Below are 13,859 nucleotides of genomic sequence, written 5' to 3'. Positions count from 1 at the left end.
CTGAGAAATGAAACTGACAACTAGGGGTCACTACAGCGTTAAAGCATTGCTCGATCTGAGCCTGCAACCAAATTACACTCCGGTAGCAGTTAAAGCAATTGCCGCTCGGCAAGAAATTCCTGCTCCTTATTTAGAGAAATTACTGATTGAAATGCGACGAGCAGGATTAGTAACATCGGTGCGGGGAGTTCAAGGAGGATACAAATTAGCGCGATCGCCTGCGGCAATTTCATTAGGTGAAATTCTCGCTGCTGTCGGAGAAACTATCGAACCTTTGCCCCACCATCAACCAGAACCAGGACAAGCAGAAGATTGGGTCACTTTTACGCTCTGGCAACGATTGCATCAAAAAATGAGAGAAGCATTGTATAGTATTACTCTTGCCGATCTCTACTACGATGCCCGTAGTTGGCAAGCCGCTCAAGGAGAAGAAACAAATTTTGTGGTTTAGGAGTGAGAAGCGAGGAATGAGTATGATGTGGGTAATTGGTAGTTGGTAGTTGGTAATTGGTAGTTGGTAGTTGCACCTGAAGCCCCTTGTCTCCCTTGTCTCCCTTGTCTTCCTTGTCCCAATTTTGAATGCGTGAATTTTGAATTTTGAATTTTGTCCCCAGTTCCCCCAGCCCTCTTCTCATCGCCGCAGTTTTAGACTACTTAATTGGCGATCCTTGGGGTTTTCCACATCCGGTGCGGGTGATGGGATGGCTAATTTCTCAGTTTAATTATTTCGCATTCAAATATTTGAAATCCGAGCGATCGCTCTACTGGGCGGGTGTGGTTTTAGGTTTGGGATTAATTCTTGGTAGTGGTGCTGTTAGCTGGTTATTGGTTTATGCTGCTAGCCAAGTACATCCATTATTGGGTCTAGTGACAGATAGCATTTTATTAGCCAGTTGTTTTGCTGGGCGCAGTCTGAGAACAGCAGCAGAAGATGTCTTGCAACCTTTAAAAACTGGCGATTTGGTACGAGCGAGAGCAAAATTAAGTCTTTATGTTGGTAGAGATACGCAAGAACTCTCAGCACCAGAAATTTTGAGAGCAGTCTTAGAAACAGTAGGGGAAAATGCCACTGATGGGGTGATGGCTCCCTTATTTTACGCGATCGCCTCTGCCTTCATACCATATACAAATGTGGCGTTTCTGCCCTTGGCATACAAAGCAGCAAGTACTCTTGATTCGATGGTAGGTTATCGAGAAGCACCATACACTCATTTAGGCAGATTCAGCGCTAAGTTGGAAGACCGATTAACGTGGTTGCCTTGTCGTTTAACAGTATTAACTCTCGCATTGCGATCGCTTAAGCCTTTGTATGTATGGCAAATGTGTCAGCGAGATGCCATTAAAGATCCTAGTCCTAATTCAGGTTGGAGTGAATGCGCTTATGCAGCTGTCTTAGGCGTACAACTGGGGGGGACAAATTGGTATCGCGGAGTAGCCAAGCAAAAGCCTTTACTTGGAGAACCGATTTATCCCATCACAGCTGAAAAGATTCATCAAGCCCTACAACTGACGCGGCATAGTTTTTTCATTTGGTTGGGATTAGGAATTGGGGCGATCGCAATTTCTACTTATAGTTTTTAGTCAGAAATACTATTAACTCCGAAATAAGCGCGTATATTGAGTTTCGTGTGCCATACTAGCCAGCGATAAACCCCAGCTACAACTACTCAACTCGTCATCAGTTAAGACTGAAATCCGAGCAGCTGCATCAACTATATGAGCTTGTAAATTAATTAAAATCTGTTGTCCGGCAGTTTGTCCGAGGGGAATCAGTTTAATCCCAGCAGTAATTAAATTTGTTGCCCAACTGTGTAAATAACCTAAAACAGCAGTTTCTTGGGAAATTTGCCAGCAATGCGCAGCCACTCCAAAGGCGATCGCATAATTCACCGAAATACCTACCGCATTAAATATAGATTCTAACTGTGGCTCAAGTTCCAACAACAACCGCATCAGCGATCGCCCCATTTGCCAACTAGAATTACGCAACTCTTCCGTTTCCCGCGCCGCCGATAGCCAACTATTCCAATAATTTAAATTTGTTAAATTGCTTGCCAAAACAGCATTATATGCTCTGATCGTCATCGCCGCTTCAATCCGAATTGCGCCAAAATGCAATTCCCGTTCTAACCAATGTTGCAAACTTTGAGCATCTGCGATCGCCCCCCATTCTACCAGCGTTTCTATACCCTCAGAATAACTATAAGCCCCTACTGGTAAAGCCGGACTCGCCAATTGCAGCAAACTTAGTAGCGCCAATTCCGAATTCCTAATGGTGTCCATATGCGCCAACTTCAGGCTGAAATGGAGCGTTTTCTTCTATTACGATGACTCCCAGATGTTCTAACATTGCTTGCAATACTGGATCGGGAGATAAGCGAAGATAGTTAGTACCAATTTCTAGGGGTACGTGACGATTACCCAAATGATATGCAGCCCTCAGTAAATCTAAAGATGTAGCTGCTGTGACCGTCAAGACTAGTTCTGATTTTGCCTTGACTAAAATCAAATATTCGCCATTATCCGATCGCAGCATATCTCCATCTCGCAACACCGTTCCTCTGGGTAAACGTAGAAATACCGTTTCTCCTTCCTCAGTTTCAAAGCGATGGCGGCTTTTCGTACGTTCCTCCGCCGTCAGCACCAAGGTAAAAGCATTGACAGCACTGTTAATAGCTGGTAAGCGATCGGTTATAGTTAACATCAGTTATCAGTTATCAGGAAGTAGGGAGCAGTTATCAGTGACCAGTGACCAGTGACCAGTGACCAGTGAGCAGGGAGCAGTTAATTCTCTACTTACGAATTACGAATTACGAATTACGAATTACGAATTACGAATTACGAATTACGAATTACGACTTCGTTAAGGGCTACCTTGTAATCGCAGCATTTCATCTTGAATTCGCTGTCTTAAATCGGGATTATTTTGGACTGTTTTGGTAATTTGATTAAATTCTTCAAAAGAACTAAAGTATTTTTTCACAATTGATTCATACTGCGAGCAATAGCCTTTGGCAATACTGCGAGCGTTATCTGGTAGGTTAGAGATGCTATCTTCGCGATCGCACGCAATGCGGGGTAACTCTTCAGAACCCATACTTTGTTTGAGATCGGTTAAAGCCGTTTGGCGGACTGGTTCTGCCTCCAAAACAGCCCTAGCATAATTGTTAACTTCTGCTTCGCTGAAGTCTTGAGCAGATGCAGCAGTGCTGAAGTTGAGATTGCTGAAATTGTGCAGATCGGGTAGTCCAGCAACTACACTCAACGCGCTAATTGCCCCAATCAGCAGCGATCGCGATAACATCCGGTTGAAGTTGGTCAGTAAATAGAGATAGCAAAATTTAGTCATATTTTATGTTGGCAGAAAATGTCATACCGGAGGCATCAGTTCTTTTGAATCATTTTCAGAGTTAGAAGTTCCAGCCATTTCTCACTGCGCTTTATTCCAGCTTACAGCTAGCTGTTAGATGATGAAAAAATCTGGCAAAGGGCGATCGCTTTTGTTTGCAACGTCGTTATGTGTTCTGCACCTTGTTTCAAGCTCACTTCTAATTCCAGCAAGACGGGTAAAGCAGCGATCAGTTGCTGTGTAGAAATCTGCATCACTTCTCGCTTGAGAATAAATACTCGTTTAGGATTGCTAATTTCTGCTGCTTGAGCGATCTGTTGTTCCGAGTTTTCGCCTCGTTCTAACATTAGCTTTACCCATAGCCAAGTCCGAAACTGTCCGATCAACGTCGCCACGATTTTGAGTACGGGTTCGTTGCGACCGATCAACTGCCCGATGAGAATCAAAGTTTTGTTTGTATCTCCCTGACGAATTGCTTCTGCTAGCTTTAAGCTATTTTGAGTATTGACTTTAACCAAGTCTGCTACAATACTCTCGCCTATGGGTGGAGAATTCTCACCTGCATAGAGTTTGAGCTTTTCCAGTTCGTTATAAAGCAGTCGCGTATCATTTCCTACAGATTCAACGATCGCTTCTACTGCACTGGGAGTAAGCTTCACCCCCAAACTTTGAGCGGCTTGTCGTACCTGCTGAAGCAGTAAATCTGTTTTCCACGGTGGAATCAGCGCAAATTCCTGCACTTCGGCATGTTCTTGGAAAAGTTTAGTCGATTTCAGCCTGCCATCCGGTTTATTGCGACTTGTCAGTAACAAAACTGAAGTCTCGGGAATAGCTGGTAGGGTGCGTTTTAGTTCAGCCAATAAGTCATCCGAACAATTTTGACAAACAGTGGTATCCACCAGCCAAACAAGACGACTACCCATCCCAAATGGTGGTGTCATCGCTTGATTGAGTCCCTGAATTACAGCATCGGATTGTGTAGGCGGAATTTGCGTGTAGTTAAAACTCATCCAATTTGGGTCGAGGCAGCGATCGCGCAAGCCATTGACTGCTTGTTGCAACGAAAACTCATCCTCACCCCAGTAGAAGTAGATTGGCACGGTTAGTAAGTCGTAATTCGTAAGTAACTACTCAGAAGCTCCCTGCTTCCTGATAACTGACAACTGACAACTGACATACTCTAGCATCTCGATCGTCGCACATTGACCAAATCAAATGAGAAGTATAGTTTCAGTGGAGTAAACTTGTTTTATGGTGGAACTAGTTTTGTACAGACGTTACTTTGTAGAGACGTTACATGTAACGTCTCTACAAAGTAACGTCTGTACGGGCGGGTTTTGACTCCCGATCTACTGTTTTAATTGTTAATCTATTGGCTAAACCCGCCCCTACGATAACTGATAACTGATAGCTGACAACTGTGAACTTCCCTATCCATCCCATCATGACGCAGAGTTTTGCGGTTATCGATCGCGAAATTGGCACGTATAAAGATAAATTTAGTCCGGCTGAGTATGCGATCGTCAGACGGGTAATTCATAGTACGGCTGATTTTGAGTTTCAGCATTTGATTCGTTTTAGTCCCAACGCCATTGAAGCAGGAATTCAGGCAGTTCGCGATCGCGTGCCGATTATTACTGATGTAGGAATGGTGAAACAGGGTGTAGTGAGTTTGCTCAGAAAAACTTTTGATAATCCACTCATTAGTGCTGTAGAAGGAGTTGAAGTAGCTCTTCCAGGCAAAACCCGCACGGAAACAGGATTAATCCAATCTTATGCAAAGTTTCCTACAGCAATTTTTGCGATCGGTAATGCTCCCACAGCGCTTTTAGCTTTATGTCAAGAATTAGAAAGCGCCAGTACGCTACCAGCTTTGGTAATTGGTGCGCCAGTAGGTTTTATCTCAGTAGTTGAATCTAAGGCTGCATTAGCTCGCTCCCCAGTCAATCAAATTCGTGTAGAAGGACGCAAAGGAGGTTCCTCCATCGCTGCTGCGATCTTAAATGCTTTAATTATGTTGGCATTAGAACGGGAGTCGTAAGTCGTAAATCGTCAGTCGTAAGTCGTCAGTATTTCCCACGCCACGCACCACTTTCTACCGATCGCCGATCGCTGTCAACTGATAATTATTAAATGACACCAATACACGTAATTGGCATTGGATTAGATGGAACTGAGGGACTAGTTGATTCACTACGTCAATTGGTTGTGAAGGCAAAATTACTTGTAGGGAGCGATCGCCATTTAAATTACTTCCCACACCACCCAGCACCACGCCTGATACTAGGAGATTTCATCGAAGCGATCGCTCAAATTCGCCGTTATTTAGCAGATGGGAAAGATGGTATTGTAATTTTAGTATCGGGCGATCCGTTATTTTTTGGTTTAGGGCGATTGCTACTCGCGGAACTCCCACCAGAACACCTAACTTTTCATCCCCACCTCAGCTCAATCCAGTTAGCATTTAATCGGCTCAAAGTTCCCTGGCAAGATGCTAGAGCGATCAGCGCTCACGGGCGATCGCTAGATGAATTAATTCAGGCGTTGCAGCAAGGGGTAGAGAAGATTGCCGTATTGACGGATAACACAAATAACCCTCATGCGATCGCTCGTCTATTAGTATCGCTAGATTTACTCGCTCGATACAAACTTTGGGTATGCGAAAATTTGGGTAGCGAGGACGAAGTATGTCGAGAGATTAACTGTAACGTTTCTACAGACAATCTGTCTTTTGCACCTTTAAATATTGTTGTCTTACTCCGCCAATCCGAGTCAGAACTGCAACTGAACTTAGCCAACTTACCGCAACTAGGGATACCAGATCGTTTATTTCTCAGTTTTAGCGATCGCCCAGGATTGATGACAAAACGAGAAGTACGCCTGTTGATTTTAGGCGAACTGGCGCTGCAACCCGAACAAATTGTATGGGATATTGGGGCGGGAACTGGTTCGGTTTCGATTGAAATTGCTCGCTTATTTCCTACTAGTAAAATTTACGCAATTGAAAAAACGGCAGCTGGTAGCACGTTAATTGCTCAAAACTGCCAACGATTCGGAGTCAAAAACGTTATGTCAATCCACGGTACTGCTCCAGAAATCTTACAGGATCTTCCTAGATGCGATCGCGTTTTTATCGGTGGTAGCAGTGGTAACTTAACCTCTATTCTAGAAACCTGTTCCTGCTTATCTTCTGGCGGAGTTTTAGTCATTGCTCTTGCTACCCTAGAACACCTCAGTACAGCTCTAGACTGGTTCAAGCATCAAAATAGCTGGGAATATCAATTATTGCAAGTCCAACTCTCCCGTTCCGTACCCATAGCGCAACTCACCCGCTTTGCTCCTCTGAATCCAGTTACAATTATCACAGCTAAACACCTTTAGCGATCTTCTTCACGCCTACTCTACGAGAAGCCACTTTGCGCCTTTGCGCCTTTGCGTGACATAAAAATTTGAACGTTGGATACTACATGACGGTATTAACGATCGCTTTGCAGCATTTCCCGAGCTTCTGCATGTTTTAACATCCTGGCGCGATCGCGCTTTTATTTAAGCGTAAAAAACTCGGTACAACCAAATAAGCGTGCCTGTTGCAAGTAAAAATAGTAACCCTACAACACCAGCCAAAGGCTTGCCATATTTCCCCGTGACCCATTCTGCTGCATTACCCGTATAATCTACGACTTGTAAGGTATCCAAACACGCGATCGCCCATACCCAACCCGCATGGAGTCCCCAAGCTAAGCCCAAACTTCCATTGTCTACCCAACGGGCAAGCACCAACACCATACCCATTAACCACAGTCCGGGTAATTGTGGCAATGTTTCTTTTTGCTCCCAAACTAGATGTAACAAAGCAAAAATTAGACTGGAAATCGCAGCTGCCCAGCCTAAATAAAAGTCGTGTTTTAGTTGAGTGAAAACGAAGCCGCGAAAAATTAATTCTTCCGTGCCGCTAATCCACACTGCTAATAGTAAAGTTAGCAGCACAACTGATGCAATTTGTCTAGATTTTTTTGGTTCGGATTGCTGCCATTTCACCCAACCAAGAGCTATTTGTCCGGCAAATAAACTAGTAATACCGATCGCGCCAATTACAAAACCCCCACCACTAGAAATTAACAGATGCCAATTCCAGGTGAAGCCCCAATCGGTAAAAGGTACTGCCAAAATCTGGCTGGCTTGCCATAAAATCAAGGGCGCGATCGCGTAAAGTGAGGCAAGCAGTGGTAATTTTTGTCCACTTGTAATTGGTTGAGACGGTCGCCATTTAATTGCGATCGCGCAGCCAATTGCTAATGGTAGCCAGCAAGCAGTCCATACTAGAAAAAATTCTGTCACCTGTATCATCGATACAGGTGCAATTGTCTGGAATGACATTAAGATTTGGCAGTTACTACGATCCGCGATTAGCACGCCTCAGATAAAATTTGTCATCGGTCACTTGCCATTGATTGCTGGTGGCTAACCAATGATAATTGACCAACGACCATTTTTATTCGTCGTCTTCATCGTCTAAGTTATCGTCTCTACTTTTATCGCTATCGAGTTGAATTAGGTGAATGTGTTTGTAACCTAATTTAATCTCAAATTCATCACCTGGCTTTAAGCCCATTGCTTCGGTGTAAGTAGCACCAATTACAATTTGACCGTTTTTGTGTACGCTGACGCGATAGGTTGGTTCCCGTCCGCGACCATCTTTTGGTCCTTCAGGACTCAGAGGAATGCCCCTTGCTGCGAGTAAGGCATCATAAAAATCGGTTAAATTGACGCGAGTTTGGCTGTTTTTTGTGACCGTATAATAGCCACAGGCTTTTGCTCTTTCTCGTCTAGGTAAGTTAGAAAGTTCTTTTACCTTTTGCAGCAATGCTTTTCCAGTTAATGGATGGGTTGCAGTTTCAGTACTCACGCTCCAAATATCCTTACGTTCTCCAAAGTGGGTAAAGTTTGCTTGACAGATATTGACTGAGCTGTTTGCTTTTTGTCTATCGTCAAGTTGCTCTTTGCTAGTCGCACATTGTTTGTGCGATTTTTTCAGCCATCAGTTACACTTTGTCAGTTGTAGGCTGTTTATTTGCCACTGACATGCGATCTTCGATCGCCGACTGCTCTGGCTAATTGCCAAGTAGCTAATCTCTTATTTTATAGAAGAAGTATGTCCAAATCTCTCCTGTTCTCCAAAAAATTTTTCCATAATTAGATACTACCCATTTTAAATTCAACTTTGCAAATTTAATCTTAATTTTTTAACCAACCTTACCAAATATACAATCTTCGATCGCTAACATCGAAGTTTTTTAGTCAAGCAGACACTCCTCGGACTCTAACTGGGAAATGCAACAAACATCAATAATTTTTCCCATTTCTGTAGCAGACTGAACTAAACGCTAGCCATAAGGGGACAATTTGGTTAGGCATAGCAGAATCTAACTCCCAAAAATGGTTGCAAGCGCTTAGCTTTCACAGCAAAGAACCAAAAAAAGTTCGATCGAGACAGGTAAAATCGGAGGAAAGAGGTCATCCCTTTCTACTGATTTATGGCGAGAAAAGAGATCTGCCTAGCCCCCAAATCATTAAAGAGGTCAGGGAATCGGATCTGTTGTCAGAGCAGATAAAATTGGTATCAATCTAAAATCCCTGACCTTTACGAGTACGAAATTGCTCTAGCTTCATTTCTTTAGCACCAGCGACTCATGCGCCCACAAAGAGGGAAAATATATTTTTTTAAAAAAGGGGTTGACAAACCTGAAACTTGACCCTGGGGCTAGATAAATTCCACCAGATTTAGGTCGATCGTTCTAGACTAGAAGCAGTTCCAGCGCGATCGACTACAGAGCAGTAATTTAACTAACCAGACAGCAAAATCTCCTTTGAAAGGATGGATTAAATGTCAAGTAGCGTTAACAACGATTTATCAGCGCGATCGCTCCTATGTACAAAATTTAGTTGATGGCAATGCAAGTTCTATTTAAAATCATCCGACAATCAGAAAATTCCGCGCCTCGCGTTCAGTCTTATCAGCTAGAGGTAGAACCAGGAAATACAATCTTGGACTGCTTAAATCAGATTAAGTGGGAGCAAGATGGTAGCTTAGCATTTCGTAAAAATTGTCGCAATACTATTTGTGGTAGTTGTGGAATGCGAATTAATGGTCGCTCGGCTTTAGCCTGTAAAGAAAATATTGGTAGCGAAGTCAGCCGACTGCAATTAAGCACGGGTGAGAGCAGGAATAGAGATGTTAAGACACCAGAAATCATTATCTCTCCTTTGGGGAATATGCCAGTCATCAAAGATCTGGTAGTGGATATGAAGAGTTTTTGGAATCATCTAGAGGCAGTCGATCCCTATGTCAGCACGGGGGCAAGAAAAATCCCAGAACGGGAGTTTTTGCAATCACCAGCAGAGCGATCGCAATTAGATCGAACGGGTAACTGTATTATGTGTGGTGCTTGTTATTCTGAATGCAATGCTCGCGAAATCAATCCCGATTTTGTCGGTCCTCATGCTTTAGCCAAAGCATACCGCATGGTAGCAGATACTCGCGATGCTGAAACCGCAACTCGGTTAGAAAAGTATAACCAAGGAACCCAAGGCGTTTGGGGCTGCACTCGTTGTTATTACTGCAACACTGTTTGTCCAATGGATGTTGCACCGATGGATCGCATCAGTCAGATCAAGCAGGAAATCTTACCATTAAAAGATGCTGCCGATAGCCGTTCCATCCGCCACCGTAAAGTTTTAGTCGAGTTAGTCAAAGAAGGTGGCTGGATCGACGAGCGTAAGTTTGGGTTGCACGTTGTATCAAATTACCTGCGAGATCTTAGGGGCTTACTCAGTTTAGGACCTTTAGGATTGCGAATGCTCGGACGCGGCAAATTCCCGCTCAAATTCGAGCCTTCCGAAGGCGTGGCAGAAGTGCGATCGCTGATTGAAGCTGTGAAAGAAGGAGCGAGGAGCGAGGAGTGAGGGGACTCTCGAAGACAAGGGGTATAAGGGGATAAAAGAGTTGCGGGAGCGCAAGGTTGCTGAGGGAGCAAGACAAGTCGCAAGTCGCAATTAAAACATGCACCACTCTCTTACCCCTCACTCCTCGCTCCTCACTCCTCACTCCTCACTCTCCCCTGACAACCGTTCACTGCGGGTTCATCGGCACGTTAATCAAGTTACCAGCGCGATCGCAAACTAAAATATCCCATTGACCGTTAGCGCTCGATTCAAAGGCAATCCTGTTGCCATCGTTGCTAATGGTAGGGTGGCGCACTTCTGCTGCTAAATTTGCCGTCAAATTCCTTAATTGGCGAGTTTCGCGATCGTAGAGAAAAATACCAACTTGACCTCGCCTACTACTAGTAAACACAATGTAGCGACCATCGGCTGATAAGTCGGGATCGGAGGCGATCGCATCAACAGAGTTTAACCCTGGCAGATTTACGAGACTACTCGTTTTCAAATTAAATAAATAAACATCTTGTCGCCCGAAGCGATCGGATGTAAACACTACGTATTCACCTGCAACGCGCGGAGACAATTCTGCGGCAGGACTGTTGAGGCTGCGTCCCCCTAGATCGAAGGGATAGCTTAAAAGATGGGGAGAGCCGCTACAGCCACTCAGGAAACTAACTAGGAGCAATATCAATAGAGAGAAACAGGTAGACAAGGGAGACAAGGAGCGAGGAAGACAAGGGAGACAAGGGAGACAAGGGGGACAAGGGAGACAAGGGAGACAAGGGGGACAAGGGAGACAAGGGGGACAAGGGAGACAAGGGGGACAAGGGAGACAAGGGGGACAAGGGAGCTGAGGAGATAAAATAACTAACTGGTCACTGGTCACTGGTCACTGGTCACTGGTCACTGATAACTGCTCCCTACTCCCTAACAACTGTCATCGTACCATCTGGAATATCCAACTCAACGCGATCGCCTCGGTCTAGAATTTCGATATCCCATTGCCCGTTTTTACTGCTTTCAAAGGCAATGTAACGCCCGTCAGGACTGATGCTGGGGTTGCGCACCCATGCCTGATACCACTGGCTGACAATCTGCGTTTGTTGCGTAGCGCGATCGTATAGTGTCAAAACAAGTTTACCGCGATCGCCAGTTAAATAAGTTAAATAGCGCCCCGTATAACTCAAGCTCGGATGTTCTGCGATCGCTGCGGCGGGAATGCGCGGTAGAGAAATGAGGCAGCGGTCTTGTAGATCGTATAACAGTAAACGGTGCTTGCCATCGCGATTTGAGACATACGCTAACCAACGCCCATCACCGCTCAAGGCTGGTTGCTCGTCGCTATAGGGGCTATTCAGGAAGCCTGACAAACAAACTTGGCGATCGCTAGGACTACAGGCTGCGATCGCCAAACTCAAGATACTTATAGTGAGCGTCCAACACAGCCACTTCAGCCACCGTCTCAGCGTAGATTTTTTCATCTATGCTGTCGCCATCCGTGCGAAACTATGGCTCGTCAAAATTAGTCGAATTGTCGCCGCGATCGTCGTCAAACCGCTCGATTGGCTTGTAATCGACATAATCGGAAGCTGGAACTTGGACATCATCCTGACCGTAAACTGAATTTTGAGGCGGACGACGTTTTCTGGGTCTAGATGACACTTCTGTATCCGCTGGTTCCACACGTCTGGAGCCGTTACTACCGGAGCGAGGCGGCTTGCTGGTACGAGTCACTTTTTCTTCCCAGTCATCTTCTCTAGTTGCCTGAGTTGAATCGTTCCAATCTTCATCTTGTGTGTCTGGCGGGAGGGGACGAGATTCTGGACGAGAACGACGCTTGCTGGTGCTGGTACGAGTTCGGTCGGCAGGTGCAATTCTTTCAGTTCCGCTACGGCTTGACGAGCGGCGGGGTGGTTCTTCCTCATCGCGGCGATAGCGTCGGGGGATTTCATCCTCGCGATCGTACTCGCGATCGTAATCGTTTGTGCGCGTGGAACGTCCATCTCTGCTCCCTCGAATCCGCCGTGGGATCGTGCGTTCTTCCTCTAAAGGATCGTATTCGTCTAACTCTGCTTCGTATTGATATGCAGAGCTGACGGGTCTTTCTTCGTCTACAATTCGAGTATTGCGTCGAGCTTGTTCTGTAGCTACGCTCCGTAGCCTCACGCTTTCTACAGCAAAAAATATTGTTCCTCCTGTCAGCAGCAGTTGACCGAATTGCATAATTGGGTCATACCGCCAACCTTGAAAAATCAGGACGAAACCACAGACTAAACCGATCGCAGCAAAAAAAATGTCGTGATCTCGCGCCAATCCAGGGCGAAAGTTGCGGAGGAAATATAGCGCTGCCCCAGCTACAGCTAAGACAATGCCCGAAATACTCGCAAAGTTAAAGTTGAAGTTGACCATTTTCGTTCTCTCAAGTATGTCTAGCCTAGCGAGTCAACTAGAAGATCGTCAAAATTTGCTGGGTAAACGAGGGATCGGGAGTTAGGAGTGAGGGGTAAGGGAATTCTCCATTAATTCCGCGCTTCCGAATTCCGCGCTTCCGAATTCTCCCTACTCCCTGCTCCCTGTTCCCTCTTACGAACGTTGAATCTTATCTTGTTGGCTAATAAAAATCAAACCAACTGTGACTGGAATCACCACAATTGCCAAACCTGCCAGCAAACTGAAAAAGAAGTTCATTAAAGAAGGTGTCATAGATTTTTAACCACAATGGTCTAGTACTTCAACTTTAATTGTAATTTGTCGTTACACGCTTGAGAAGGCAAATTGGTAGTTGGTCATTGGTCATTGGTCATTGGTAGTTGGTGGGTACTCTCTTTTCACTTACGAATACCCGACTTCCGACTTTTCCATTACCCATTACCCATTACCCATTACCCATTACCCATTACAGTCGCTAAAACTATGAATCCTAATGTTGCCGATCTTCGCATAGATTATCAACTTGAAGGTTTGCAGGAAACTGATGTCGATCCGAATCCTTTGCGTCAATTTCAAATTTGGTTCGATCGCGCCCTATCAGCTCAAATTCCCGAACCAAATGCTATGACCTTAGCCACTGCTACGACTGATGCTATACCTTCGGCTCGAATTGTCTTGCTCAAGGGTTTTGACGAACGCGGTTTCGTTTTTTATACCAATTATCAAAGTCATAAAGGGCAAGAACTAACAACCAATCCCCATGCAGCGCTAGTTTTTTGGTGGGCGGAACTCGAACGCCAAGTGCGGATTGAAGGGCGGGTAGAACAAGTTTCAGCCCAAGAGTCAGATGAATATTATCGCAGCCGTCCGTTAAATAGCCGCTTGGGAGCTTGGGCTTCCGAGCAAAGTCAAGTGGTGGAAAGTCGCGCAGCTTTAGAACAGCGCTTGCAAGAATTGCAAACCAAGTATGAAAATCGAGACATTCCCCGTCCGCCGCACTGGGGAGGTTTTCGCGTTATTCCTAACGCAATTGAATTTTGGCAAGGTAGACCGAGTAGATTGCACGATCGCCTCCGCTATCGCCTGCTAGAAAACGGTAGTTGGGCGATCGAGCGGTTGTCTCCTTAGGGTATAGAGA

The 13,859-nt window shown here is 45.1% G+C and carries 18 protein-coding genes; 6 read left to right on the top strand and 12 right to left on the bottom strand.

From position 1 onward, the window contains the following. Window positions 1-7 precede the first annotated feature (7 nt). Window positions 8-451, top strand: a complete 444-nt coding sequence (locus tag DSM107010_RS19525) for an Rrf2 family transcriptional regulator (protein WP_015156901.1) — start codon at window positions 8-10, stop codon at window positions 449-451. Here the strand turns inward: DSM107010_RS19525 and DSM107010_RS42310 are convergent. Continuing rightward, window positions 448-573: a hypothetical protein gene (locus tag DSM107010_RS42310; RefSeq protein ID WP_255409970.1), complete on the bottom strand. Its 126-nt coding sequence runs from the start codon at window positions 571-573 to the stop codon at window positions 448-450. The genes DSM107010_RS19525 and DSM107010_RS42310 overlap by 4 nt on opposite strands. A gap of 24 nt (window positions 574-597) precedes the next feature. On the opposite strand from DSM107010_RS42310, the gene cbiB reads away from it, so the two are divergent. Continuing rightward, a complete protein-coding gene (cbiB, locus tag DSM107010_RS19515; protein ID WP_106166203.1) occupies window positions 598-1,581 on the top strand; it encodes an adenosylcobinamide-phosphate synthase CbiB in 984 nt (327 codons plus the stop codon). Between the two features lie 12 nt (window positions 1,582-1,593). Here cbiB and DSM107010_RS19510 read toward each other — a convergent pair whose 3' ends face one another. The 5 genes from DSM107010_RS19510 to DSM107010_RS39800 form a co-directional block, all read right to left on the bottom strand. Next, window positions 1,594-2,283 (bottom strand): urease accessory protein UreF, encoded by a 690-nt coding sequence (locus DSM107010_RS19510; RefSeq protein ID WP_106166204.1) that lies wholly within the window; start codon window positions 2,281-2,283, stop codon window positions 1,594-1,596. Next, entirely contained in the window at window positions 2,270-2,704 is a 435-nt protein-coding gene (gene ureE / locus DSM107010_RS19505; protein WP_015156897.1) for an urease accessory protein UreE, read from the bottom strand. The genes DSM107010_RS19510 and ureE overlap by 14 nt, the downstream gene beginning before the upstream one ends. Before the next feature lie 159 nt (window positions 2,705-2,863). Continuing rightward, window positions 2,864-3,349, bottom strand: a complete 486-nt coding sequence (locus tag DSM107010_RS19500) for a DUF4168 domain-containing protein (RefSeq protein WP_015156896.1) — start codon at window positions 3,347-3,349, stop codon at window positions 2,864-2,866. A 107-nt stretch (window positions 3,350-3,456) separates the two neighbouring features. Further along, entirely contained in the window at window positions 3,457-4,449 is a 993-nt protein-coding gene (gene holA / locus DSM107010_RS19495; protein ID WP_106166205.1) for a DNA polymerase III subunit delta, read from the bottom strand. A 208-nt stretch (window positions 4,450-4,657) separates the two neighbouring features. After that, window positions 4,658-4,795 carry a hypothetical protein gene (locus DSM107010_RS39800; protein WP_181246573.1) on the bottom strand — a complete coding sequence of 46 codons (138 nt, stop codon included), beginning with the start codon at window positions 4,793-4,795 and terminating at the stop codon, window positions 4,658-4,660. On the opposite strand from DSM107010_RS39800, the gene DSM107010_RS19490 reads away from it, so the two are divergent. Together DSM107010_RS19490 and cbiE are read left to right on the top strand one after the other, a co-directional pair. Further along, window positions 4,794-5,390, top strand: coding sequence for a precorrin-8X methylmutase (locus tag DSM107010_RS19490; RefSeq protein WP_241994272.1), 597 nt, complete (start codon window positions 4,794-4,796; stop codon window positions 5,388-5,390). The genes DSM107010_RS39800 and DSM107010_RS19490 overlap by 2 nt on opposite strands. A 92-nt stretch (window positions 5,391-5,482) precedes the next feature. Then, complete coding sequence (gene cbiE / locus DSM107010_RS19485) at window positions 5,483-6,730, top strand: precorrin-6y C5,15-methyltransferase (decarboxylating) subunit CbiE (RefSeq protein WP_127023659.1); 1,248 nt, start codon at window positions 5,483-5,485, stop codon at window positions 6,728-6,730. Window positions 6,731-6,895: 165 nt separating this feature from the next. Here the strand turns inward: cbiE and DSM107010_RS19480 are convergent, their stop codons facing one another. Both DSM107010_RS19480 and DSM107010_RS19475 read right to left on the bottom strand, forming a co-directional pair. Continuing rightward, window positions 6,896-7,726 carry a CPBP family intramembrane glutamic endopeptidase gene (locus tag DSM107010_RS19480; RefSeq protein WP_051033300.1) on the bottom strand — a complete coding sequence of 277 codons (831 nt, stop codon included), beginning with the start codon at window positions 7,724-7,726 and terminating at the stop codon, window positions 6,896-6,898. 115 nt (window positions 7,727-7,841) lie between these two features. Beyond that, complete coding sequence (locus DSM107010_RS19475) at window positions 7,842-8,255, bottom strand: AbrB family transcriptional regulator (protein ID WP_015156891.1); 414 nt, start codon at window positions 8,253-8,255, stop codon at window positions 7,842-7,844. A gap of 1,046 nt (window positions 8,256-9,301) precedes the next feature. Here DSM107010_RS19475 and DSM107010_RS19470 point away from each other — a divergent pair. After that, complete coding sequence (locus tag DSM107010_RS19470) at window positions 9,302-10,312, top strand: succinate dehydrogenase/fumarate reductase iron-sulfur subunit (protein WP_084739233.1); 1,011 nt, start codon at window positions 9,302-9,304, stop codon at window positions 10,310-10,312. Between the two features lie 166 nt (window positions 10,313-10,478). Here DSM107010_RS19470 and DSM107010_RS19465 read toward each other — a convergent pair whose 3' ends face one another. From DSM107010_RS19465 to psbX, 4 genes are all read right to left on the bottom strand, one after another. Continuing rightward, the gene (locus DSM107010_RS19465) at window positions 10,479-10,979 is read right to left on the bottom strand and encodes a TolB family protein (RefSeq protein WP_373425476.1); all 501 of its coding nucleotides are present in this window, start codon (window positions 10,977-10,979) and stop codon (window positions 10,479-10,481) included. A gap of 232 nt (window positions 10,980-11,211) precedes the next feature. After that, on the bottom strand, window positions 11,212-11,772 hold the full coding sequence (locus DSM107010_RS19460; RefSeq protein ID WP_015156888.1) for a TolB family protein: 561 nt from the start codon (window positions 11,770-11,772) through the stop codon (window positions 11,212-11,214). A gap of 25 nt (window positions 11,773-11,797) precedes the next feature. Continuing rightward, window positions 11,798-12,700: a Ycf66 family protein gene (locus DSM107010_RS19455; RefSeq protein ID WP_106166381.1), complete on the bottom strand. Its 903-nt coding sequence runs from the start codon at window positions 12,698-12,700 to the stop codon at window positions 11,798-11,800. Window positions 12,701-12,874: 174 nt separating this feature from the next. Further along, on the bottom strand, window positions 12,875-12,994 hold the full coding sequence (gene psbX, locus DSM107010_RS19450) for a photosystem II reaction center X protein (protein ID WP_015156886.1): 120 nt from the start codon (window positions 12,992-12,994) through the stop codon (window positions 12,875-12,877). Between the two features lie 210 nt (window positions 12,995-13,204). On the opposite strand from psbX, the gene pdxH reads away from it, so the two are divergent. Beyond that, entirely contained in the window at window positions 13,205-13,849 is a 645-nt protein-coding gene (pdxH, locus tag DSM107010_RS19445; protein ID WP_106166380.1) for a pyridoxamine 5'-phosphate oxidase, read from the top strand. Window positions 13,850-13,859 lie beyond the last annotated feature (10 nt).

The organism is Chroococcidiopsis cubana SAG 39.79, assembly GCF_003991895.1.
In the GTDB taxonomy this organism is placed as follows: domain Bacteria; phylum Cyanobacteriota; class Cyanobacteriia; order Cyanobacteriales; family Chroococcidiopsidaceae; genus Chroococcidiopsis; species Chroococcidiopsis thermalis.
The sequence above is the reverse complement of the archived record's forward strand: the minus strand, read 5'-3'. Positions and strand labels throughout refer to the sequence as shown.